Annotated in this window: 23 protein-coding genes; 16 read left to right on the forward strand and 7 right to left on the reverse strand. The window is 56.0% G+C overall.

From position 1 onward, the window contains the following. Positions 1-63 precede the first annotated feature (63 nt). From V6N04_RS06410 to V6N04_RS06430, 5 genes are read left to right on the forward strand one after another with little or no spacing between them, the layout of a single operon-like run. Complete coding sequence (locus V6N04_RS06410) at positions 64-666, forward strand: amino acid synthesis family protein (RefSeq protein ID WP_371169312.1); 603 nt, start codon at positions 64-66, stop codon at positions 664-666. Beyond that, positions 638-1,462 (forward strand): alpha/beta fold hydrolase, encoded by an 825-nt coding sequence (locus V6N04_RS06415; RefSeq protein WP_371169313.1) that lies wholly within the window; start codon positions 638-640, stop codon positions 1,460-1,462. Before V6N04_RS06410 ends, V6N04_RS06415 begins: the two co-directional genes overlap by 29 nt. Then, positions 1,449-2,372, forward strand: coding sequence for a flavin reductase (locus V6N04_RS06420; protein WP_371169314.1), 924 nt, complete (start codon positions 1,449-1,451; stop codon positions 2,370-2,372). Before V6N04_RS06415 ends, V6N04_RS06420 begins: the two co-directional genes overlap by 14 nt. A 14-nt stretch (positions 2,373-2,386) precedes the next feature. Further along, entirely contained in the window at positions 2,387-3,424 is a 1,038-nt protein-coding gene (locus V6N04_RS06425) for an LLM class flavin-dependent oxidoreductase (protein WP_371169315.1), read from the forward strand. A gap of 10 nt (positions 3,425-3,434) precedes the next feature. Then, entirely contained in the window at positions 3,435-4,901 is a 1,467-nt protein-coding gene (locus V6N04_RS06430; protein ID WP_371169316.1) for an aldehyde dehydrogenase, read from the forward strand. A gap of 11 nt (positions 4,902-4,912) precedes the next feature. On the opposite strand, the gene V6N04_RS06435 is transcribed toward V6N04_RS06430, so the two are convergent. Beyond that, positions 4,913-5,329 carry a DUF2147 domain-containing protein gene (locus V6N04_RS06435; RefSeq protein WP_371169317.1) on the reverse strand — a complete coding sequence of 139 codons (417 nt, stop codon included), beginning with the start codon at positions 5,327-5,329 and terminating at the stop codon, positions 4,913-4,915. 46 nt (positions 5,330-5,375) lie between these two features. Here V6N04_RS06435 and V6N04_RS06440 point away from each other — a divergent pair, with 46 nt between their 5' ends. After that, entirely contained in the window at positions 5,376-5,627 is a 252-nt protein-coding gene (locus tag V6N04_RS06440) for a hypothetical protein (protein WP_371169318.1), read from the forward strand. After that, the gene (locus V6N04_RS06445) at positions 5,609-6,847 is read left to right on the forward strand and encodes a urate hydroxylase PuuD (protein ID WP_371169319.1); all 1,239 of its coding nucleotides are present in this window, start codon (positions 5,609-5,611) and stop codon (positions 6,845-6,847) included. The genes V6N04_RS06440 and V6N04_RS06445 overlap by 19 nt, the downstream gene beginning before the upstream one ends. Positions 6,848-6,852: 5 nt before the next feature. Here the strand turns inward: V6N04_RS06445 and V6N04_RS06450 are convergent, their stop codons facing one another. After that, on the reverse strand, positions 6,853-7,467 hold the full coding sequence (locus tag V6N04_RS06450; protein WP_371169320.1) for a helix-turn-helix domain-containing protein: 615 nt from the start codon (positions 7,465-7,467) through the stop codon (positions 6,853-6,855). Between the two features lie 297 nt (positions 7,468-7,764). On the opposite strand from V6N04_RS06450, the gene V6N04_RS06455 reads away from it, so the two are divergent. Genes V6N04_RS06455 through V6N04_RS06470 form a run of 4 tightly spaced genes read left to right on the forward strand, consistent with a single transcriptional unit; the run spans position 7,765 to position 11,157 of the window. Continuing rightward, the gene (locus tag V6N04_RS06455; RefSeq protein ID WP_371169321.1) at positions 7,765-8,511 is read left to right on the forward strand and encodes an amino acid ABC transporter ATP-binding protein; all 747 of its coding nucleotides are present in this window, start codon (positions 7,765-7,767) and stop codon (positions 8,509-8,511) included. 1 nt (position 8,512) lies between these two features. Next, positions 8,513-9,355, forward strand: coding sequence for an amino acid ABC transporter permease (locus V6N04_RS06460; protein WP_371169322.1), 843 nt, complete (start codon positions 8,513-8,515; stop codon positions 9,353-9,355). 32 nt (positions 9,356-9,387) lie between these two features. Then, complete coding sequence (locus tag V6N04_RS06465; protein WP_371169323.1) at positions 9,388-10,221, forward strand: transporter substrate-binding domain-containing protein; 834 nt, start codon at positions 9,388-9,390, stop codon at positions 10,219-10,221. A 54-nt stretch (positions 10,222-10,275) separates the two neighbouring features. After that, entirely contained in the window at positions 10,276-11,157 is an 882-nt protein-coding gene (locus V6N04_RS06470) for an amino acid ABC transporter permease (protein WP_371169324.1), read from the forward strand. A 9-nt stretch (positions 11,158-11,166) separates the two neighbouring features. Here V6N04_RS06470 and V6N04_RS06475 read toward each other — a convergent pair whose 3' ends face one another. Further along, on the reverse strand, positions 11,167-11,745 hold the full coding sequence (locus V6N04_RS06475; protein ID WP_371169325.1) for a helix-turn-helix domain-containing protein: 579 nt from the start codon (positions 11,743-11,745) through the stop codon (positions 11,167-11,169). Between the two features lie 58 nt (positions 11,746-11,803). On the opposite strand from V6N04_RS06475, the gene V6N04_RS06480 reads away from it, so the two are divergent. From V6N04_RS06480 to V6N04_RS06495, 4 genes are read left to right on the forward strand one after another with little or no spacing between them, the layout of a single operon-like run. After that, a complete protein-coding gene (locus V6N04_RS06480; protein WP_371169326.1) occupies positions 11,804-13,054 on the forward strand; it encodes an FAD-dependent oxidoreductase in 1,251 nt (416 codons plus the stop codon). A gap of 11 nt (positions 13,055-13,065) precedes the next feature. Further along, on the forward strand, positions 13,066-13,323 hold the full coding sequence (locus tag V6N04_RS06485; protein ID WP_371169327.1) for a sarcosine oxidase subunit delta: 258 nt from the start codon (positions 13,066-13,068) through the stop codon (positions 13,321-13,323). After that, complete coding sequence (locus tag V6N04_RS06490) at positions 13,313-16,228, forward strand: sarcosine oxidase subunit alpha family protein (RefSeq protein WP_371169328.1); 2,916 nt, start codon at positions 13,313-13,315, stop codon at positions 16,226-16,228. Before V6N04_RS06485 ends, V6N04_RS06490 begins: the two co-directional genes overlap by 11 nt. A gap of 1 nt (position 16,229) precedes the next feature. Next, a complete protein-coding gene (locus tag V6N04_RS06495) occupies positions 16,230-16,727 on the forward strand; it encodes a sarcosine oxidase subunit gamma (protein WP_371169329.1) in 498 nt (165 codons plus the stop codon). Between the two features lie 2 nt (positions 16,728-16,729). Here V6N04_RS06495 and V6N04_RS06500 read toward each other — a convergent pair whose 3' ends face one another. The 3 genes from V6N04_RS06500 to V6N04_RS06510 all read right to left on the reverse strand — a co-directional run bounded on the left by V6N04_RS06500 (position 16,730) and on the right by V6N04_RS06510 (position 19,225). Further along, positions 16,730-17,047 carry a non-heme iron oxygenase ferredoxin subunit gene (locus V6N04_RS06500; protein ID WP_371169330.1) on the reverse strand — a complete coding sequence of 106 codons (318 nt, stop codon included), beginning with the start codon at positions 17,045-17,047 and terminating at the stop codon, positions 16,730-16,732. Next, complete coding sequence (locus tag V6N04_RS06505; protein WP_371169331.1) at positions 17,044-18,003, reverse strand: fatty acid desaturase family protein; 960 nt, start codon at positions 18,001-18,003, stop codon at positions 17,044-17,046. The genes V6N04_RS06500 and V6N04_RS06505 overlap by 4 nt, the downstream gene beginning before the upstream one ends. Before the next feature lie 121 nt (positions 18,004-18,124). Further along, a complete protein-coding gene (locus V6N04_RS06510) occupies positions 18,125-19,225 on the reverse strand; it encodes a hypothetical protein (protein ID WP_371169332.1) in 1,101 nt (366 codons plus the stop codon). 182 nt (positions 19,226-19,407) lie between these two features. Between V6N04_RS06510 and V6N04_RS06515 the strand changes: the two genes are divergently transcribed. Continuing rightward, positions 19,408-20,430 carry an aromatic ring-hydroxylating dioxygenase subunit alpha gene (locus tag V6N04_RS06515; RefSeq protein ID WP_371169333.1) on the forward strand — a complete coding sequence of 341 codons (1,023 nt, stop codon included), beginning with the start codon at positions 19,408-19,410 and terminating at the stop codon, positions 20,428-20,430. 75 nt (positions 20,431-20,505) lie between these two features. Here the strand turns inward: V6N04_RS06515 and V6N04_RS06520 are convergent, their stop codons facing one another. Next, on the reverse strand, positions 20,506-22,107 hold the full coding sequence (locus V6N04_RS06520) for a BCCT family transporter (protein ID WP_371169334.1): 1,602 nt from the start codon (positions 22,105-22,107) through the stop codon (positions 20,506-20,508). Between the last annotated feature and the right edge of the window lie 10 nt (positions 22,108-22,117).

Here is a 22,117-nt window from a genome sequence, read left to right on the forward strand (position 1 = left end):
GGTACGATGGTATACCATAAGTCAACAAGGAACGCCACGACAGAAACCGCTCAGGATACCGATATGCCCGCTGAGATTCGCAAAACACTTCTGCACGTCGAAAACACTTTGATCGAAGGCGGAAAGAAGGCCGAAACGCCGTTGAAGCTGATCGCAGCAATGGCTGTGATCAGAAACCCGTGGGCCGGGCCTGGTTTTGTCGACGACCTGACCCCTGCCATTCGTGACTGTGCGCCGGGGTTGGGGGAATTGCTAACCGCGATGATCTTAGATGCAGCAGGCGGAGGCGATAAAGTCGAAGGATATGGCAAAGCCGCCATCGTCGGAATGAACGGCGAGGTCGAGCATGCCTCTGCCCTTATCCACACCCTGCATTTCGGCAACCGCTATCGCAATGCCGTTGGGGCCAAGTCCTATCTATCGTTTTGCAACACGCGCGGCCCAGCCAACGCACCCTTGATGGTCCCTTTGATGGACAAAAACGACGGCGGACGCAGATCGCACTATCTGACCATCCAAACCTCGGTCGCGGACGCGCCTGCCGCAGATGAAATCCTGATCGCACTTGGCGCATCAATCGGCGGACGCCCGCATCATCGGATCGGGGATCGTTATCAGGACTTGAAGGAGCTGGGTCATGACGTTGACAACCCTGCGTCTGTCTAGGTCTGGCCTGAACCTTTCCTTTCAGGAACAAGGGCACGGTGAACCCGTTGTGTTGGTCCACGGTGTGGGGATGCAGTCTGCCGCATGGACGCCGCAGATCAGGGACTTGTCAGAAACGCATCGGGTCATAGCGATTGACTTGCCAGGGCACGGTGGCAGTGATCCGCTTCCAGATGACAGCCAACTTCCAGATTTTGTGCGCTGGTTTGGCGACGTGATCGAAACCATGGGCTTGCCGCGTGTGAACGTCGCCGGACACTCGATGGGTGCGCTGATCGCCGGAGGTTTCGCGGTCGAGCACCCAGAACGCATCTCGCGCGTAGCTCTGATAAACGGAGTCTTTCGTCGGGACGCAGATGCTAGCCGCGCCGTGATCGCCCGTGCCGCTGTAATCCGCGATGGGCTGGCGGATATTGAAACGCCTTTGGCGCGCTGGTTTGGTGACACGCCCGTTGAACGTGCCGCCCGTGACCAGGTTGCTGGCTTTTTACGCGCCGTCGATCAGGATGGCTATGCTACGGCCTATGCGGCCTTCGCGCATGGCGATGCGACTTATGCGGACAAATACGCGCAGATCACCTGCCCGTTTCTGGCCATGACCGGGGACGAGGATCCAAATTCGACCCCGGCCATGTCTACTGCCATGGCACAGATGGCCCAAAACGGCCGCGCCATCTCGATCAATGGGCACCGCCACATGGTGAACCTGACCGCGCCTGAAGTCGTCAGCGCTCACCTTAACGACTGGTTAAATCAACCCGCCACAACAGAGGGCTTGCAACATGACCTCACCTGATCCGCGCGCCCTGCGAAACGCATTCGGCACATTCATGACAGGCGTGACGGTTGTGACCGCATACGACATGGATGGAAGCCCGATTGGTTTCACAGCTAACTCGTTCACATCGGTCTCACTCGACCCTCCTCTGGTGCTGGTTTGCGTGGCAAACACGTCGCGCAACTACGACGCATTGGTTCAAGCGAAAGGCTTTGCCGTCAATATCCTGTCGGAAAACCAAGTAGATGTTTCCAACACGTTCGCCCGCCCGGTCGAAGACCGGTTTTCAGCTGTTTCGTGGGACAGGGGTCCCGTGGGCGCACCGATCCTGAAGGACGTGACCGCGTGGTTTGACTGCACGATGCACAAGACCGTCGATGCCGGGGATCATGTCATTCTGATCGGCAAGGTAGAGGGGTTCGAGCAAACTGACGCGCCTGGCCTGGGATACGCTCGCGGGGCTTATGTCACACCCTCGTCAACGACTGACGCACTGGAAGCAACCACAAACCTTGCCGTCTCTGCCCTGATCGAACGGGCGGGGCATGTGCTGTTGATAGATGACGGGAACGGAGGTCTGGGTCTGCCGGAATGCCTGGTCGACGGCGAAGGTGCCTCGTCTGCAGTGAACAAGCTGATCAGCGATGTTGGCCTGCATACACAACCCGGCTTCATCTATTCGGTCTTCGAAGATGTGGATCGCAAGCGCCAGCATATCTCGTTTCTGTGCCAATCCGCTGAGGGCGAGCCGACCAAAGGTGCTTTCGTACCGCTGGATAAGGCTGCGTTGTTGGACGTCTCGGACCCAGCCATTCTGACGATGTTGGAGCGGTTGGCAGACGAATCCAAGTTGGGAAATTTCGGAATATATTATGGTGATCAGAGCACTGGCGTGGTTCGCCCGGTTTCCTCTGGTCAACGGGCTTAAGGGAGGTCAAACACATGCGGTTTTCACTTTTCGTCCATATGGAGCGCACTGCGCCCGAACAGGATCAGAAAGAGCTTTACGACCAGTTCATCGCATTGGCCAAGATCGCGGATGATGGCGGAATGCATGCGGTCTGGACGGGCGAACATCACGGCATGGATTTCACCATTGCGCCTAACCCGTTCCTGAATCTGGTCGACCTGGCCCGTCACACCAAGAATGTGCGCCTTGGTACAGGCACCATTGTTGCGCCGTTCTGGCACCCGATCCGATTGGCGGGCGAGGCTGCGATGACTGACATGATCGTAGATGGGCGTCTGGAGTTGGGCATTGCCCGTGGGGCCTACAGCTATGAATACGAACGCATGGTTCCTGGTATGGACGCATGGGATGCAGGTCAGCGGATGCGCGAGTTGGTCCCCGCCTTACAGGGTCTTTGGAAAGGGGATTATGCACAGGAGGGGACATATCATTCGTTCCCGGCGACGACCTCTTCCCCAAAGCCCACGCAAGCTGGTGGCCCGCCTATCTGGGTGGCCGCGCGCGATCCCAACAGTCACGAGTTTGCTGTCGCGAACGGGTGCCATGTGCAGGTTACGCCGCTATGGCAAGGGGACGCAGAGATCACGAACCTGATGGAGACCTTCAACGCGGCGTGTGACAAGTACCCCGATGTCTCGCGCCCTGAGATCATGTTGCTGAACCATACGTATATCGCAAGCGACGCCGCAGATGCGCAAATCGCTGCAGAAGAAATCAACCGTTTCTACTGTTACTTTGGCGCGTGGTTCAAAAATGAACGCCCAGTGTCTCAGGGGCTGATTGAGCCGCTGAGCGATGAGGACATCAAAAACCACCCGTTCTATACGCCCGAGGCAATGTTGCGTGACAATGTCATTGCCACCGCTGAAGATGCGATCACGCGTATCAAGACATACGAGGATATGGGCTATGATGAATATTCGTTCTGGATCGACAGCGGGATGAGTTTTGAGCGCAAGAAAGCGTCGCTTGAACGGTTCATCAAAGACGTCATGCCGACTTTTGTCTAAGGGGTAAACCATGCAGCAATTTCAGCAATATATCGGCGGGATGTTTTCGGACGGGTCGGCGCAGTTCGAAAGTCAGGACCCTGCGACAGGCAAGCCTTGGGCACTGATGCCAGAGGCACGCGAGGGTGATGTAAACGCTGCTGTTGATGCAGCCCAGACCGCATTCTACTCACCGGAATGGGCGGGGATGACGCCCTCGCAGAGGGGCAAACTGCTCCACCGGCTTGCTGACTTGATTGCTGACAACGCCGAAACCCTCGCCGCGCTTGAAACGCGTGACACTGGCAAGATCATCCGGGAAACCTCGGCTCAGGTTGCCTATGTGGCGGAATATTATCGATACTACGCTGGGCTTGCTGACAAGATCGAAGGCGCGCATCTGCCCATCGACAAACCTGATATGGAGGTCTGGTTACGTCGCGAACCCGTCGGTGTTGTGGCTGCTGTTGTGCCGTGGAACTCGCAGCTTTTCCTGTCCGCGGTCAAAATCGGCCCAGCTTTGGCGGCGGGTTGTACAGTGGTCCTGAAAGCGTCTGAAGACGGCCCTGCCCCAATGCTGGAATTCGCCCGGATTTTCGATCAGGCGGGCTTCCCAGCGGGCGTTCTGAATGTCATCACCGGGTTTGGCCCCAAGTGCGGCGCGGTCCTGACCAGCCATCCTAAAATCGATCATGTTGCATTTACGGGCGGACCTGATACGGCGCGTCATATCGTGCGAAATTCGGCCGAGAACCTGGCCTCAACATCGTTGGAACTGGGTGGGAAATCCCCGTTCATTGTTTTTGAGGACGCGGACATTGAAAGTGCCGTGAATGCGCAGGTTTCAGGGATATTTGCCGCGACCGGGCAAAGCTGTGTGGCGGGGTCGCGGCTTGTGATCTCCAACCAGATCAAAGATTTGTTTCTAAAACGCCTTAAAGAAAAGGCAGAAGCCGTGGTGATCGGAGAGCCTGACGACATAGCCACCGAAGTCGGACCACTGTGTACGACGGCGCAGATCCAGCTGGCCGAGGCTCTTGTCTCCCAGTCAACTCAAGCAGGCGCGAAACTGATCACCGGTGGCACGGCGCTTGATCGGACAGGTAACTTCTTTCCACCCACGATCCTTGATTGTTCAAACGCGCCTGAGACACCCTGCCTGACGCAAGAGGCATTCGGTCCCGTCTTGTCTGTCGTTGGCTTCGACACTGAGGCCGAGGCCTTACAGATCGCCAACGACACAGCGTTCGGATTGGCCTCGGGCGTGTTCACCAAGGACCTGACCCGCGCCCACCGGATGATCCGGGGAATTCGGGCTGGGATCGTCTGGGTGAACACCTATCGCGCCGTCAGCCCCATGGCACCCTTCGGAGGCCACGGGCTAAGCGGTCACGGCCGCGAGGGCGGAATACAAGCCGCACTGGATTACACCAAGGTCAAGGCCGTTTGGTTACGCACCAGCGACGAGCCCATCCCGGACCCGTTTGTCATGCGGTGAAACCCCGGAGATCACTTATCAGAAAGCTTGGTCCATACCTGATGACCGCAGATAAGGTGATCGCAGCCCTGAACCTTTAGGCTGTCGCCAGTCAGCGTCATGGTAGGTGTGGTATCGACGTCCATAAGAGGCACCCAAAAAGTTCCGCCGCCATACTTGCCGCCACCTTCGCTCGCCACATCCCAGAACAGTTTCTTGCCAACATTCTTCGTTGTCACTTCCTTACCTGACTTGTCAAACGCGCTTAGAACAACGCCGCAGAACTTGCCAGAACAGTCGCTGATTTGGATATGTGAAATCAAATCTTTACGGTCCGGTTGCGTCTTCCAGACACCAACAATTGGATCGGCCGCCGAGGCCATCGTTGCGCCGAAAGCTGTGATGGACAATGTAATTGTCGCAACAGCGGTTCTAATTCCCGTTTTCATGATGCATTCCCGTTCTTGTTTCGCGCCTGAGGTGAATAAGTGTTGCATGACCGTTCGAGCCGAGCAAGTCCTCCCATCGGACATCATCAAACTGATTAGCAACAATATCGTATTTTGGGGCGCGATCGCACAGGCCGGTTGTGTCGAGATTTCCAGCAACGAAACACGGTTGCGACACCCTTGCGTTTTTGGCAACCTGCACCCTGGCTTGATTGAAAGCATCAATACAATAATCCACTGCCATGAATGGCAGGGCTTCAACACCAAGGGAGAGTTGCCGTGTACGATCTGGCAGTAATGTGGGACTGGGTGGGCTTTATGGTCCGGTGGCTGCATGTCATCACCGCGATGGCATGGATCGGCGCGAGCTTCTATTTCATTGCTCTCGACTTGATGCTGCGCGATGCACCCGACCTGCCCGACGGTGCTTCAGGCGAGGAATGGGAGGTTCACGGCGGCGGGTTTTATCACACGACCAAGTATCTTGTCGCCCCTGCACGTCTGCCCGAGCATCTGACCTGGCACAAGTGGCAGAGCTACACGACTTGGCTGTCCGGTGCCGCACTGTTGATGATCATCTATTGGGTTGGCGGCGAGATTTACTTGCTCGACCCCAACAAAGTCGAACTGTCTTTGTGGCAGGGCATCCTAATCTCGGCAGCCTCAATCGGTATTGGTTGGGTACTTTACGACTTCCTGTGCAAATCTAAACTTAGAGATCACCCAACAGCCATGATGCTGGTGCTTTTTGCAATCATCGTCGCGATGAGCTGGGGGCTTAATCAGGTCTTCACGGGTCGTGCAGCCTTGTTGCATCTGGGTGCTTTCACCGCGACAATCATGACCGCAAATGTTTTTTTCATCATCATGCCGAACCAACGGATTGTCGTGGCCGACCTGAAGGCCGGGCGCACACCGGATGCCAAATACGGCAAGATCGCCAAGCTGCGTTCAACCCACAACAACTATCTGACGCTGCCCGTGATCTTCTTAATGTTGTCGAACCACTATCCGCTCGTCTTCGCAACTCAATACAGCTGGATTATCGCCTGCCTCGTCTTCCTGACTGGGGTGACGATCCGGCATTACTTCAACACTATGCATTCAACTGGGAAGGGTCCAAACTGGACGTGGGGTGTTACGGCAATCTTGATCATCATCATGGCTTGGCTGTCTGTGGCCCCAATGATGGACAGCTATGAGGATGCAGAGGCACGCGCCCTGACACCATATGAGGAACAATTCGCCAATGCGGACGGGTTCGAAGACGCCTATGACGTGGTGCTTGGCAACTGCTCGATGTGCCATGCGCGCGAGCCTTCGTGGGAAGGTATGCACTGGCCTCCGAAAGGTGTGGTGTTGGAGACCGAGGCTGATGTCGCCCACCGCGCCCAGCAGATATTCCTGCAAGCTGGTGTCAGCCATGCAATGCCCCCGCCCAACGCAGTTTCCACCATGAGCATTGAAAACCGTCGGACCATCGTCGCGTGGTACCGAAGTGCGACAAACGGCAGTTAAGCGACCTACACGCGTTCCGCCTGAACTGTCAGGAACACAAATTCGGGTGTCAGAACTTCTTCAATTCCGTGATTTAGCTCTGCATCCACGCTGATGCTGTCACCTGCGCGCAATTGGAACTGAGACTCACCGTAACGATAAATCGCTTCGCCTTCCAGCACCTGAACGAACACCACGCCACGGCCGATATATGTCGGCGGTTTTCCGCAGTCGCGGCTCAGCGTTACCTGTCTTGCTTGAAACCTAATATCCTTGCGCGCGTGGAGCGCCAAGTTCACATACTCGTGCCGGTGACCGTCCGCGATGCGGGTTGTTTGCAGCCCTTCTCCGTTCCGCACCAAAGTATAGTCAGAATGGCCTGAGCGGGTCTTGTTGAACAAGGCAATTACGGGGACCTCCAATGCGTCAGCCACGGCTGCGAGGGTATCAATTGAAGGTGACACCAAACCGTTCTCGATCCGGCTGACCATCGCGGCAGATATTCCTGACTGATCCGCCAACCACCGGGCAGACTTGCCACGGCTTTGGCGAAGCTCCTTTAACGATGCACCAATGGCTCGATCAATTTTTCGGCCGGGGTGGACATCCGGCATGGTCAAGTCGTCCAATGATCTGGTCATATCGACATGTCCTTTGGTTCGTGGCCCCCAAAGCTGCAATCCAGCCGCTGCAAGGCTTATGGACCATGTTTTTTATTGACGAGTATTGCATATTAAGCAACCATGTTAAATATCATGCAACGGTTTTAGGGGGTTTCAGGAACCTTGCCCAACTGCCCCGTTCACATGTTTGACCGTCGGAACGCCCGCATCAGGCCGTACCGCGCCGCGCATTGGCTGCACCTTCTGACAGCCGTTTTGCCGGACGCCCAAACACGCCCAAACATTCTGCCAATTCCGAAACGCGATTGAGCTCATATGAACCAGCCTACCCAGATCATCGAAGCCACCGACCTTGATAAGTACTATGGCACGTTCCATGCCCTGAAGGACATCAATCTGACGGTGCATCAGGGTGAAAAAATGGTGATCTGCGGTCCGTCCGGATCCGGAAAGTCCACCCTTATTAGGTGCTTCAATGGGTTGGAGTGGCATAATTCCGGCAGCCTTGTGATCGACGGGATCGAAGTTTACGAGGGCGCCAAAAACATCAGAAGCCTTCGTCAAGAAGTCGGCATGGTATTTCAACAGTTCAACCTGTTTCCGCACCTGACCGTGCTTGAGAACCTGACGATTGGGCCGATGAAAGTGCGCAATATCTCGAAGGCTCAAGCTGAAGAAACTGCGCGCAACTACTTAGAACGTGTCCACATCCCGGAACAGGCCGACAAATATCCCGCGCAGCTGTCAGGCGGCCAACAGCAGCGTGTCGCCATTGCCAGGTCGCTTTGTATGGAAACGCGGATCATGCTGTTTGATGAACCCACATCCGCACTAGATCCCGAGATGATCAACGAGGTTTTGGATGTGATGGTCGAACTGGCAGATACCGGGATGACCATGGTTGTTGTCACGCACGAAATGGGCTTCGCGCGCAAGGTGGCCGACACGATGGTCTTTATGGAGGCCGGTCGGATCGTCGAGACCTCTCCGCCGGAACAATTCTTTACCAACCCATCCAGCGAACGGTGCCGCCTGTTCCTTGACCAGATATTGGAGCACTAGGGTGAGCGATCTGGGTATCTCCGAGCCGAAAGGGCAAGCTCTGCCCAAACCGCCAGCTATTCGGCGGTTCTTTGACTCGGTCCTGATCTCGGTCCTGATCTATGCGTTGATTGTTGGTCTGATTGCCTATGGTGCTTATACAGGGGCCCAGAGCATGGGCTATAACTGGCAATGGTACCGGGTCCCGCAGTTTCTGTATCGCAACACTGAGGTCGGGTTCGAATGGGGCCAAATACCCATTGGTCTTGTGGCAACCATAAAGCTGTCGGTCACCGCATTTGTTCTTGCAACCCTTCTTGGCCTGTTCGTCGCCCTTCTGCGCCTTTCGGGTTTGGTGGTGGGCACGGCGGTGGCCATCGGCTTTCTGGAATTGATCCGTAACATTCCCCTCTTGGTGCTGCTCTATCTGTTCTACTATGTACTGGGTCCGATCTTTGGGTTTGATCGCTACTGGGCCAGCATCATGACGCTCGCCGTGTTCCACTCAGCCCTGATATCCGAGATCTTCCGAGCAGGAATAAACGCCGTGCCCACAGGGCAATGGGAGGCGGCAAAATCCATCGGGATGAGCACGGCGCAGGCGTACCGCTACATCGTGCTGCCACAGTCCGTACGCTTCATGCTGCCCCCGATGACGGGCGAGGTTGTTCACCTGATCAAGTCCTCCGCCATCGTCAGCGTCATCGCTGTGGCCGAGCTGACCACATTCGGGCGTAACATTATTTCTGATACATATATGAGTTTCGAAATCTGGTTCACCATCGCGCTGGTCTATCTGGTGGTGACCCTGATCCTGTCGATTGGTGTGAGTTATCTGGAGAAACGATATGCCGTCGACCAATAACCAAACAATGACTTGCAACAAGGAGAACTGAGATGAAATTTTCTCGCAGAATGCTCGGGATCGCACTAGGTGCAGCCCTTGCCACCGGCATCAGCAGCCCCGGCATGTCCCAAAGCGCCGCACAGGCCATTTCAAGTGAAAGTGTGATCGAAACTATCAAGAAAGACGGCGTCATTCGGATCGGCCTGTCGCTTTTCGTGCCGTGGTCGATGCGCGACAAGAATGGCGATCTGATCGGGTTTGAATTGGATGTCGGCCGCAAGCTGGCGGAAGATATGGGCGTTGAGGTTGAGTTTGTTCCAACCGCTTGGGATGGCATCATTCCGGCGCTGGTATCAGGTAACTACGACGTCATCATTTCTGGCATGTCGATCACCGCTCAGCGCAACCTGACGATCAACTTCACTGATCCCTACGCCTATTCGGGACTGGCCATTCTGGCCAACAAATCCCTAACCGAAGGCATGTCACTTGAAGACTACAACAAGCCAGAAGTGACTTTCGCGGCGCGTCGCGGGGCCACGCCGGCCGTTGTAATCGCGGCAAACTTCCCCGAGGCAACACTGCTTTTGTTTGATGAAGACGGTGCGTCCACCCAAGAGGTATTGAACGGTAATGCACATGCCTCAATGGCTGCCCAGCCAACACCAAACCGCGAGATGGCGCGCAACCCCGAGACGCTGTCCGTCCCGTTTGACAACCTCTACGACCCGCGCGGAGAAGCGTTCGGCGTGCGCAAAGGTGACCCGGATGCGATGAACTTCTTCAACAACTGGATCGCCCAAGAATGGCGCTCTGGCTGGCTGCAAGCGCGCCATGACTATTGGTTCGCTGGCGAAGAGTGGGCCGATCAAGTCGCACAATAAGACAGATCATCCGGGGGCGTTACGGCGCCCCCGGCACCAAATTGGAGCGCAGGCGTGCAGGATTTCCTAAAGAAACTCAGATGGCCCGACTACCTGATCCTTGCGGTTCTATTCGCATTTTTCGGATATATCTGGCTGTCGATCGAAGGCACGCTGAACTACAAATGGCGGTGGGAGCTGATCCCCGGCTACATCATTGGCTGGCATTCCGGGCGCGAGGAATACTTTGCGAACCTACTGCTTCAGGGCCTTGTGGCGACCATCCGCATCAGTATCTATTCCGGCATCATAGCGCTGATACTAGGAACCATTCTTGGCATCGCGCGTTGTGCTGGCAATCTGACAATCCGTATGCTCGCCCGGACCTATTTGGAGTTTCTGCGCAACGTCCCGCCCGTCGTCGTTGTCTTCATCTTCTTCTTCTTCCTGTCGCAACAACTGATCGACGCACTTAATCTTGAACGCTGGGCGCGCGGAATTGCGCGGCAAGAGGATAACTACATCTGGGAGTTTTTCTTCGGCGAAATGCGCCGTTTCCCGTCGCTGGTTTCTGGCGTGATCGTGCTGGCCTTGTTCGAAAGCGCATTTGTCGGTGAAATCGTGCGCGCAGGCATCCAATCTGTGCCCAAGGGCCAACGCGAAGCCGCCCGCTCCATCGGCATGAGTCACCTTCAGGAGCTACGCTACATCGTTCTGCCTCAAGCGCTGAAAAAGGTGGTGCCACCGATGGCCAACCAGTTCATATCGTTGATCAAGGACAGCTCGATCCTGTCGCTGATCTCGGTTCAGGAGCTGACCTACAAGACGGTCGAGCTTGTGGCTTCGTCTCGTATGATTTTCGAGGCATGGATCACCACCGCCGCGTTCTACTTCATTGTATGCTTTGGGCTTAGCCGCCTGTTCGCGCGCTTTGAACGGAAAGCCGACGACCGTTGATGCGGATGCTTAAGTGGGGCGCGAAGACACGGTGATAAACTCCACATGGTCGTCGCGGATACCGACAAACCCATGTGGCAGCTTCGCATCGAAACTTAGTGTGTCACCGGCGCAAAGCTCGAATTGTTCCGACCCGCATTGATACCGCGCGCCACCCGTCAGGACATACAGAAAGACCTGTCCTTCGTGCTGATAGGTCGGCAGCATTCCCGCATCCTCGCGATCAATCCGAATACGGGCGGCCTGAAAATTCCCTCCTGGTCCGCTGTGTTTGCCCAGCAGCAAGTATTCATGCGCATGGTTTTGCGCCACGCGCCGCGACGGCAACCCCTGCCCTGCCTTCACATGGTGAATGTCAGCGGTGTGATCATTGTCTGCAAGCAACGCCATCACCGGCACCGACATCGCCCCGGCCAACGCGTTCAACGTCGATAGGGACGGAGAGACCTGCCCGTTCTCTATCCGGCTGATCATCGCGGCTGACACGCCCGATGCCTCGGCCAAAGCTGTCACGGTCAACTGTCGCTCCTGTCGCAGGCGGTTCAACACCCGGCCGACCGCGATATCAATCTCTGATCTCTGTGTCATCGTCGTCTCATTCAAATCTCTTGACGTATTTTTACTAATAGTAAATTATATGCATATAATGCAAAACTACAACATCGCATCTCTGTTTCTTCACAGTCTCAGCAAACACAAGCGTTGGGCACGCGCGTGGCGTAGCCCACCGTTGAAAGACCATTATGATGTGATCGTGATTGGCGCAGGTGGGCACGGGCTCTCCACCGCTTACTATCTGGCCAAAGAACATGGGATCACCAATGTCGCAGTGTTGGAGCGCGGTTGGCTGGGCGGCGGCAACATCGCGCGCAATACAGTGACCATCCGGTCGAACTATATGCGCGATGCCTCGATCCCATTCTACGTCAAGTCCGTCGAGATGTTCGAAGGGCTGACGGATGAACTCAACTTCAACATGATGCATTCAAAACGCACCATGGTTGATGTCGTGCAAACCTATCCGAAGATGCGGGAGCTCAGGCGTCGCCAATTGACGATGGACATCTATGGGTCGACTTACGAGAAAATCTCAGAGGCCGAATTGCGCCGTCGAATCCCTGCCCTGACCGGAGGGGGGCCAGATGCACGATTGCCAATCATCGGCGGCATGGTCCACACAGATGCAGGCGTAAACCGCCATGACGCCGTCGCTTGGGGGTATGCCCGCGCCATTGACGCAATGGGGGTCGAGATCCATCAGCAAACCGGGGTGACGCAGCTTTTGCGAGGACTTGACGGATCGATCGAGGGGGTCGAGACCACGCGTGGAACCGTGCGGGCCAAGAAAGTGGTCGTCGCAGTGTCGGGTCACACGACGACGCTGACCGAAACGGCGGGGCTTGCCTTGCCCCTGCGCACCATGAACCTGACGGCCTTCGTGTCCGAGCCGGTAAAGCCTCTGGTTGATGTGATCGTAAACTGCCCCGACAGCGGGTTCTATTTCAGCCAATCCGACAAGGGCGAGATGGTGATCGGCGGCGCCCCCGACATGGGGCAAAGCTTTCGACGCGACATCAAACAGAACGTGTTTGAGGATACCGTCACGGCCATGTTGTCGCTGTTCCCATCATTCAAGAAACTCAAACTCATGCGCCAATGGGGCGGGCATTTGGATATCGCGCATGATGCCTCGCCCATCATGGATCAGACAGACGTGCCGGGCCTGTTCATTACCGCAGGGTGGTGGGGCGGCTACAAGGCCATTCCCGCAGGCGGGCTGACATTGGCCCATTTGGTTGCGACCGGCCAGCCGCATCCGTTGATGTCATCCTTCACCTTGGACCGCTTCCGCCACCTCGACTACGTGATGGAATCCGGCACCACGACCGCTCGATAAGGAGACCTGATATGCTGTTGATCACCTGTCCCTTTTGCGGCCCTCGCAGTGAAAACGAGTTTGCTTTTGGCGGCCCGGTGAAGCCTGATCGCCCCGACCCCAACCAGACCAGCGATGAAGATTGGGTGACATATCTGACCCAAGTGCCAAACCCACTTGGTCCAGTGCACGAGCGTTGGTGGCATGTGCGGGGTTGTGGACAATGGACAACTGTTTGGCGTGACACGCGCACCCACGATATTGTGGAAGGCCCCAACCATGCAACCTAACCGCCTGCCCACCGGCGGCCTTATCGACCGGGGCCATCCCATCTCGTTCACCTTCAACGGACGTAGGATGTTCGGGTTTCAAGGCGATACGCTCGCCTCGGCCCTGTTGGCAAATGGTGTGACGCTAACTGCGCGCAGCTTCAAATATCACCGCCCGCGCGGCATTGTCGGTGCTGGCCCCGAGGAGCCGTCGACATTGGTTGAGCTTGAGGGTCAGGACGCCTCCGCCAACCAACCCGCAACCACTGTTCAGCTAAGCGAAGGATTGCGGGCGCGCTCGGTCAACTGCTGGCCGTCACCACGCTTCGACTTGGGCGGGGTCACCCAACTTCTCACCCGTTTCTTGCCTGCTGGATTTTATTACAAGACGTTCAAGTGGCCGAACTGGCACCTTTATGAACCCGCTATCCGCAGGGCCGCAGGGCTCGCGGGCGCTCCGAAAGAGCCTCCGGCGTACGGACATTTCGAAAACCGCTTCGCCCATACTGATCTGCTGATCGGGGGTGCTGGCCCCGCTGGGCTGATGGCCGCATTGGTCGCGGGCCGCGCCGGGCTGCGCGTGTTTCTGGCAGACGAAGGCGCGCAGGCTGGTGGCAGCCTTTTGTCGCGCAACATGAAGATAGATGGGATGCCGGCCACACGTTGGATACAGGAGGCCGTGGCTGAACTGGCCACCATGTCCAACGTCACGCATCTGCAAAACGCGACGGTCTGGGCGTATCGCGAACACAACTATCTGATGGTCAACCAGCGCGCGCCGGACAATCCCAGCGTATTGGAACGCAACTGGCGTGTGCGTGCCCAACACGTCATCACCGCAACGGGTGCGATTGAACGCAGCCTTGTGTTTGGCAACAACGACCGCCCCGGCGTGATGCTGGCCAGTGCAGCACAGACCTATGCCAATCGCTACGCAATCCGCCCCGGTAAACAGGTCGTCGTGTTTACCAATAACAACAGCGCCTATTCTGCTGCCGCCGATCTGAAAGCGGCTGGGGTCCAGATTGCTGCGATCATCGACAGCCGCGAAACGGTGCCAGAAGAGGCCCGCGCCTTGGTCCAAGGTATTGATATTCTGGCGGGTCATGTCGTGATCAAAGCCCACGGCCATCACCACATCCGCGCCGTCGAACTAGCCCGCAAAGACGGATCAGCGCAGCGCAAGATAGATTGCGATCTTCTGCTTCATTCCGGGGGATGGAATCCGGCTGTGCACCTCTTTTCGCAATCACGCGGGTCGCTGCGCTATGACGAAACACTGGCAAGTTTCCTGCCCGACACCCCTGCCCAGCCTGTCCGTTGCGCAGGCGCAGCAGCGGGGCAGTTTACGCTGTGGGATGCACTGCGTTCAGGTGCAGAAGCTGCGGCGCAAGTCGCGGGCACTCCAACCCCTGACACCCCAATTGCAGAAGACCTACCCTATCACATTGAACCGCTTTGGCGGGTGGAGGCCGCACGCGGAAAAGCGTTCCTCGATATCCAGAACGATGTCTCGGTCGATGACGTCCACCTGGCCTTGCGCGAAGGTTACGACAATATCGAGCATGTCAAACGCTACACAACCGGCGGCATGGGGATTGATCAGGGCAAGACGGGCAATATTAACATCATCGGTACGGTTGCACTTTCACAAGGCCGCCCACTTGAGGACGTTGGAACAACGACATTCCGCTCGCCCTATTCCCCAGTGTCCTTCGGCGCCATCGCCGGGCTGCGCGATGACACTCGCGTCTTTCCTTATCGCCATACCGAGATCACAGATTGGAACATCGCCAACGGCGCAGTCATGTATGAAAGCGGTGCACGTTGGCAGCGACCCGGATACTTCCCGAAACCCGGTGAGAGCTTTCAAGATAGTGTGAACCGCGAGGCCCAAACCGTGCGCACTGGGGTCGGTGTCTATGACGGATCCCCCCTTGGCACGTTCGAACTGAAAGGGCGCGATGTGGGTCGGTTCGTCGATCACCTTTACACCAACATTATGTCGACGGTGAAACCCGGGCGGGTGCGCTATGGTCTGATGTTGTCCGATGACGGTCTAATTCTGGATGACGGCGTGGTATTGCGGCTGGATGGGCATCGCTGGATCATCTCGACTTCAACCGGACACGCAGATGCGATCAACAGCCATATGGAGGAGCTGTTGCAGACGCAGTTCCCCGACTGGAACGTCTTCGTCACCACGGTCACCAACCAGTGGCACAACGCAACCATCTGTGGCCCGAAAGCCCGCGAAGTGATGCGGGCGTTGGACACGGATATTGACATTAGCCCCGAGGTCCTGCCCTTCATGGCGTTCAGCGACGGCATGGTCGCAGGCATCCCAGCCCGCGTGGTGCGCGTCAGCTTTACCGGCGAATTGTCGTTCGAGATCAACACCGCCCCCCGCCACATGCCCGCCCTGTGGGACGCCATCATGAAAGCCGGCGCACCCTTCGGAATTGAGCCACTCGGGTCCGAGGCCAACCACGTTTTACGTGTTGAAAAGGGCTTTCTGTCACTCGGGCACGAGGTTGATGGAACGGTCGACCCATACGACCTCGGCATGGGTTGGGTCATGTCCAAGAAGAAAAACGACCACCTCGGCAAGCACTCGGTCGCGCTGCGACGCAAAGGCGACACTGTGCGGCGAGATCTTGTGGGGTTGCTGACCGACGACCCCAACAACCAAATTCCCGAAGGCGCGCCCCTAACGCCAGGCGGTGATCGCAAGCCAACCGAAGGACTTGTCACGGCTTGTGTTTGGAGCACGGTTGCAGGACGCTGGGTGGCCTTGGCGTTGTTGGAGAATGGGCACTCCCGCCATGGCGAAACCGTTCATGTCCGGCTGACAGATGGCACGATATCGGCCAAGGTCGGCGCGCCGATCTTCTATGATCCTGAAGGCGAAAGGCTAAGGTCCTGACATGCCATATAACGTCGAAATAAATCGCCTTCCGTTGTTTGCCCTGTTCGACCTAAGGGGGGATGCCGCAAAGCTATCTAAGTGGTGCGGCAAGACCTTGCCCGCGTTCCCGCCCACGCCAAACAGCCAAAGCAACGATGGCCATAACTCACTATATTTTGTTGGCCCAGACCATTGGCTCTTGCGTGCGGGCCTCGAAGATGAACAAGCGCTGACAGCCGCTTTACGCCCGACCGAGAGCCCGCCAGAGATCAGCATCGTAAACATCTCTGACACCTTGGCGATGTTTCGGATTACCGGGCCGGATGCGGATCAAGTTATGTCAATCGGCTGTCCGCTCGACTTACATCCCTCCACCTTCGGGCCCGATGCTGTCAGCTATACTGAGTTCTTTGGACTGAAAGCGCTCGTGATACGCCACTCGGATGGGTTCGATTGCGGGTTGGATCGAAGCTATGCGGCTTTGGTGCAGGACTACTTAACCCAAGCAAAGGCCTGACCTTAAATCCGCACCTGCACCATCCCGTCCTGAATCCGCGTCTCTAACACCCGCATATTCCGGGTGGCAGGCGCAGCCACAGGTTTGCCGTCACGTACGTCAAACGCACCCTGATGCAGCGGGCATTCAATCACATGACCATCGAAATACCCGTCACACAGATCGGCGCCGCCATGATTGCACAACGCGAGCGAGGCATAGACACCACTTGGCGTGTCATAGATCGCAATCAGACGTGTTCCAAGATGTGCGCGTGTCACCCATTTTTCCTCTAAATCGGAATGCTGGATCACGTCTTGCCATGGCTTCTCGGCGCTCATTCAGACACCCCTGAGTTAGGTATTTTTCGCATCCGAAGTTGGCGCAGAATATCCAAATGCGCTCCCAGATAGCCGTTTTTTTCCACATAGATATGGTCGCGCAATTTTTCGTGCAGCCGAGGCAATGCGTGAAATGGAACCGACGCGACGTAATGATGTTCGGCGTGATAATTCATGTTCCAGCACAAAAACCGCCACGGGGCTGAGACCAGATTGGTGCGGGTATTCTCGTGCATTTGCGGCACCGTTGGGCGGCCCACATGCTCGGTCATCCGAACGAACCGCATGACGGGTTCCCCCATGACGACTGGAACAAGCCAGTACCAGATCGGAGCCCACCAGCCGGTCACCGTCATCCCCGAAAATAGTAGGGCATAAAGCGTTAGCATCACCCGTGCATCGCGATAGACGGCTTTGTGTTCGACCTTCGGAATGAACCGTTTTTCAGTACCCGATAGCTGGCCACGGGCATGGCGAAACACCTCGGTAAATTTGCTGCGCCAGTAGGGCAGCGCCGAGAGGTACAACAGATATTCGCCATAGGTTTTCGGCATCGGGATCATCTCGGGATCATCGCCATTGAGTTGCGTATAGGTGTGGTGATCGCAGTGTTCGTAACGAAAGAACCGGTGCGGCAATAGGATCACCATGCCGCATATTTGCCCCACCACATCGTTTAACCAGCGGGTGCGAAACACCGTGTAGTGCACGCATTCATGTTGCAGCGAAAAGTGGTGGACCAGCACGATCCCTTGCAAAAACATCGCCGGCCAAACCAGCCAGCTGTTCCAACTGAGTGTGATCAGGGTCGAGGTACCCGCAATCACCAGCACCCATAAGGCCAGCCGTTGCAGCCCCGGTCGATCAGATCGTTGCATAAAGCTTTTCAGCTCTTCGCGCGTCAGTTTACCTTCGGCCAAAGCCTGCGTCAGCGGCGTTACAATCGCGTTTGTCATGTGAAGTCTCGTATTTCTTACCGGTAGGGTCGGTTCGACCGTTCAGTACCGGTTCCGGAGACGGGAGTGCTCCGCACCATGGGGCCAGTTCGTCTTGGCCCCATTAAGGACGAGTATTGCGTTAGACAGCGATTCGATCAAGCGGCCCACGAAGTCCGATATCTGTGTTCGGGTCCGCGAACAGCGCGGCAGCACAAGGGTATTTCTGCAAAATTGCAGGCCCGTTGGGCAAACGCTCGGCGTGAAACACCCCTTTGTCCCAAAAAGTTACGCCATCAACAATGATGGTTGGATCAATGATGTTCCAACTGATTTCACCGGGCGCATAGCGACCACATGTGTGGAAGTGTAGCAGGCGCGGATTGCCAAATGCCGAACCACCCCAATGCTCGTAGTTACTGCGCATATCCCATGGATAGCCACAGCCGGGGTGCATCCCCGCATGCCAAGAATGCACAAAATTGCGGTCAATCCCGAACAGACCGGCGACACGATCATAATGTGCTTCGGCGCGTTCTGCATTTGCCGGATCACCATCAAACCGGATCAGACGTCCGTCCTCGACGACTGCTGAGACCGGCGTGTCGAACTCAATCGTGTAGTCATCGTAGTATTTTGACCCCGTTCCCGTCAGAAACGTCATGGCCACACGACCAGAGAAACTATGTGCCGGGACAGGCGTAAATATCGACATTGGAAACCGAAGGATCGACGTATCGCCTTCGGGCTGCAAGTTCATCTTAGGCCGGCCACGCATATCGGTCCCAAGCGGACAGGTCAGCCGCACTTCGCTCGCCCCGGCCAGAACTGCGTTAATATCCGACCGGATCGCCATAAACGCATCATGGTGCCCGTTTGAAAACCCGGATCCCAGCAACTCGTGAGAGGTCGCGAAGCTGACAATGACCTTCTTGCCTTGAGGCATCTGCGAGAACCGCAACTGATCCCCGAGGCGGGCCAGAAACAGGATAATATCCGCAGCTTCAAACCGCGCCAGAAGTTCGTCGGATAGATGAGGGTTCGCCGGATTGAACCCGACATTCGCAATGTCCACGGTAAGGCCTAACGACTGCGCGGCCTGTCCGACGATTTTGACACAATCGGCATCAAAATACCCAAACTCCGGCGGCTCATAGGCGATCAGCAATCGATCACCAGCGGCCGCCTTCGCGCAGTTCAAAAGTAGATTGCGCGCACCGCGCTCGGGCGTCATGTCGGACATCAACGGCTCCTGAGAAAGAGTATCCTTCAACCCTACCCGCGCATCCCTCAAACGACCTATTTGAACGTCATAATAGAGCTCATTAGAAAACCTAATGCATGCTATTATGTATCGCGCATGGTACCGGGCCGTGTTCTGTCCCATAGTGCTTTCAACCACCTAATAGAACGGAGAGCACAGCCATGTTTCTACGCAATTGCTGGTACGTCGCCGCCTGGAGCAAAGACATCGGTCGCGAACTTAAGGCCGAGACCTTTCTGGGAGAGAACGTGGTTTTATACCGCCAGCAAGACGGCAGACCGGTGGCTCTCGAAAACGCCTGTCCTCACCGTAAGCTGCCGTTGTCAGAGGGTAACTTGAAGGGTGACACGGTTGAATGTGGCTATCACGGGTTGACCTTTGACTGCTCTGGCACATGCGTCGCCGCCCCAACCCAAGCCCACGCCATCCCGCGCCGCGCCGTGGTGAAATCCTACCCGGTTGTCGACCGATACCGCTTGCTCTGGATTTGGATGGGTGACCCCGAACTTGCAGATCCCGACATGATCTTCCCTATCGAAAACTTCGACGACAAAAGCTGGGGACTGACCGATGGCGGCGTGCTGGACATCGACTGCAATTACCTTTGGATTTGCGACAACTTGCTGGATCCGAGCCACGTCGCATGGGTCCACGTCACATCATTCGCCGGGGCCGGCACCGACGAAGAACAACTGAACGTCGAAAAGACTGATCGCGGTGTTATCGTATCGCGCTGGATCGAAAATAAGCCGCCGTCACCCTACTATGCCAATCTGGTAAGTTTCGAGGGCGATTGCGACCGCCTCCAACACTATGAAATGTGTCTGCCAGCTATTGGGCTGAACAAGTCAATTTATACGCCTGTCGGCACCGGTGGGTACGACAAGCCGTACGTCGACGAGACATTCATCAACATCTCGTACAACTTCATGACGCCGATTAACGAAGACCAGTCTCGGTATTTCTGGTTCCAACACCGAAACTCCGATCCTGACAATGCCGAAGTCTCAAAGTTCATGAACGACGGCGCCGTGATGGCCTTTAACGAGGATCGCGAGGTTCTGGAGAAGGTTCACGCTGGCATGAAACACGCCAAAACACCTTATATCGACCTTGGCCTAGATGCGGGCGCAAAACAGTTCCGCCGCATCCTTGATCGCGCGATCGAGGCTGAAGGCAACTAGACACAACTACGAAATGTGTGAACAAGAAAGCGGGCAGCCTACGCCGCCCGCTCTTTGTTTGTACTATCACAAGTCTTACCGGTTCAGGAATTCCAGGTCGTACTTGTCTTTGTATTCGGGCGTTGGATGTTCCTGATGAAGTGTTTTCACCATTCCATAAATCATCAACAAGACGATCACAGCGATTGGAAGCCCTGCAACAATCGAGGCGGTTTGCAATGCTGACAGTCCACCCGCCAGCATCAAAACTGCTGCCACCGCACCAACTGTAAGACCCCAGAAAACACGGAACTTAATCGGTGGATTTTCGTCACCCATGGACAACATGGTACACAGAACCAATGTGCCGGAGTCTGATGATGTCACGAACCAAGATATCAGCAGCATCGTGATCAGGAAGTTGATCGGCGTCGTCAGCCAATCATAACCAAACCCGGCGACCGTTTCGAACACTCCGCGAGCGTAGTCTTCGTTCACAGCATCTACGACACCGCCGCCGTTGAACAATTCAACACCAGCTGCCGCACCCCCAAATACGCCCATCCAGACCATGACGACCGAGACGGGGACGAATAGAACGGCGATACAGAACTCTCTGATCGTTCGGCCCTTGGATACGCGGGCAATAAACATGCCGACGAACGGGCACCAAGCGATCCACCAGCCCCAATAGAAGATGGTCCACCAGCTTTGCCACTCGTTTTCGGGATCACCGATGATGTTAAATCCCATCGGGACAACATTCCAAAGGTAGTCACCGATGCTTGAAATGGTCACACCTAAAAGAAAGGCTGTCGGACCAAGGATAACAAACAGAACCAACAGAAAGAGGCTGAATGAGACATTAAGTTCAGACAGAATCCTAACGCCTTTGCCTACACCTGATGCCGCCGAAGCCGTTCCAAGGACAGTGATAATGGCAACAAGGATAAGCTGATTGGTCAGTGTGTTTTCCATCCACCCAAGCCGTTCGAGCCCCGCCGCGATGGGTGTGATACCCAATCCAAGCGAAGTGGCGATCCCAAAGATCGTGCCGAAAACAGCGATCAAATCGACCAAATGTCCCCATGGACCGTAAATCTTGTCTTTCAGGATGGGATACAGCGCCGACCGAGGTGTCAAAGGCAGGTCATGGCGATAGGCAAAATATGCCAGTGACATACCTGCCAGAACATAAAGGCCCCAACCATGAAAGCCCCAGTGGAAGATCGTGACGGTCACGGCTTTAACGGCAGCTTCAGTGGTGCCCGCTTCGATCCCTGCTGAATCGGCGAAGGGGTTGCCCTGAATATGGAACATCGGCTCTGCCACGCCCCAATAAATCAGACCGGACCCAAGGCCAGCAGAGAACAGCATTGCGATCCATGAAAACGTCGAAAAATCCGGCTCGTCGTCGTCTTTACCGAGTTTAACGTGCCCGAACCGACTGAACAGCAGCCAGATGGAAAAGAATAGTGCGGCATTCACGACCAGAACATAGAACCAGTCCAAACTGCCAATGATAAAGCTCTTGCCTGCGGAAAAGACGGCAGAGGACCTATCTACATCAACAATCGTATAGGCGACAAAGGAAATGATCATCACCATAGAAGCAATGGCCATAACGGTATTCATCCCCGCAAAGAACCCTGATTTGGCAACCAGACCTTCCGGCGGGTGGTGCTTTGGATTAGGCATGATGACCCCC

The organism is Aliiroseovarius conchicola (assembly GCF_041403445.1).
GTDB lineage: Bacteria > Pseudomonadota > Alphaproteobacteria > Rhodobacterales > Rhodobacteraceae > Aliiroseovarius > Aliiroseovarius conchicola.

Bases quoted from the DNA above. Each gene is read 5' to 3' on its own strand.
- V6N04_RS06520 (WP_371169334.1), bottom strand. From the start codon at position 22,107: ATGCCTAATCCAAAGCACCACCCGCCGGAAGGTCTGGTTGCCAAATCA.
- V6N04_RS06435 (WP_371169317.1), bottom strand. From the start codon at position 5,329: ATGAAAACGGGAATTAGAACCGCTGTTGCGACAATTACATTGTCCATC.
- V6N04_RS06415 (WP_371169313.1), top strand. From the start codon at position 638: ATGACGTTGACAACCCTGCGTCTGTCTAGGTCTGGCCTGAACCTTTCC.
- V6N04_RS06505 (WP_371169331.1), bottom strand. From the start codon at position 18,003: ATGACAAACGCGATTGTAACGCCGCTGACGCAGGCTTTGGCCGAAGGT.
- V6N04_RS06495 (WP_371169329.1), top strand. From the start codon at position 16,230: ATGCCATATAACGTCGAAATAAATCGCCTTCCGTTGTTTGCCCTGTTC.
- V6N04_RS06475 (WP_371169325.1), bottom strand. From the start codon at position 11,745: ATGACACAGAGATCAGAGATTGATATCGCGGTCGGCCGGGTGTTGAAC.
- V6N04_RS06465 (WP_371169323.1), top strand. From the start codon at position 9,388: ATGAAATTTTCTCGCAGAATGCTCGGGATCGCACTAGGTGCAGCCCTT.
- V6N04_RS06485 (WP_371169327.1), top strand. From the start codon at position 13,066: ATGCTGTTGATCACCTGTCCCTTTTGCGGCCCTCGCAGTGAAAACGAG.
- V6N04_RS06420 (WP_371169314.1), top strand. From the start codon at position 1,449: ATGACCTCACCTGATCCGCGCGCCCTGCGAAACGCATTCGGCACATTC.
- V6N04_RS06450 (WP_371169320.1), bottom strand. From the start codon at position 7,467: ATGACCAGATCATTGGACGACTTGACCATGCCGGATGTCCACCCCGGC.
- V6N04_RS06480 (WP_371169326.1), top strand. From the start codon at position 11,804: ATGCAAAACTACAACATCGCATCTCTGTTTCTTCACAGTCTCAGCAAA.
- V6N04_RS06510 (WP_371169332.1), bottom strand. From the start codon at position 19,225: ATGTCCGACATGACGCCCGAGCGCGGTGCGCGCAATCTACTTTTGAAC.
- V6N04_RS06430 (WP_371169316.1), top strand. From the start codon at position 3,435: ATGCAGCAATTTCAGCAATATATCGGCGGGATGTTTTCGGACGGGTCG.
- V6N04_RS06440 (WP_371169318.1), top strand. From the start codon at position 5,376: ATGACCGTTCGAGCCGAGCAAGTCCTCCCATCGGACATCATCAAACTG.
- V6N04_RS06455 (WP_371169321.1), top strand. From the start codon at position 7,765: ATGAACCAGCCTACCCAGATCATCGAAGCCACCGACCTTGATAAGTAC.
- V6N04_RS06500 (WP_371169330.1), bottom strand. From the start codon at position 17,047: ATGAGCGCCGAGAAGCCATGGCAAGACGTGATCCAGCATTCCGATTTA.
- V6N04_RS06515 (WP_371169333.1), top strand. From the start codon at position 19,408: ATGTTTCTACGCAATTGCTGGTACGTCGCCGCCTGGAGCAAAGACATC.
- V6N04_RS06490 (WP_371169328.1), top strand. From the start codon at position 13,313: ATGCAACCTAACCGCCTGCCCACCGGCGGCCTTATCGACCGGGGCCAT.
- V6N04_RS06425 (WP_371169315.1), top strand. From the start codon at position 2,387: ATGCGGTTTTCACTTTTCGTCCATATGGAGCGCACTGCGCCCGAACAG.
- V6N04_RS06410 (WP_371169312.1), top strand. From the start codon at position 64: ATGCCCGCTGAGATTCGCAAAACACTTCTGCACGTCGAAAACACTTTG.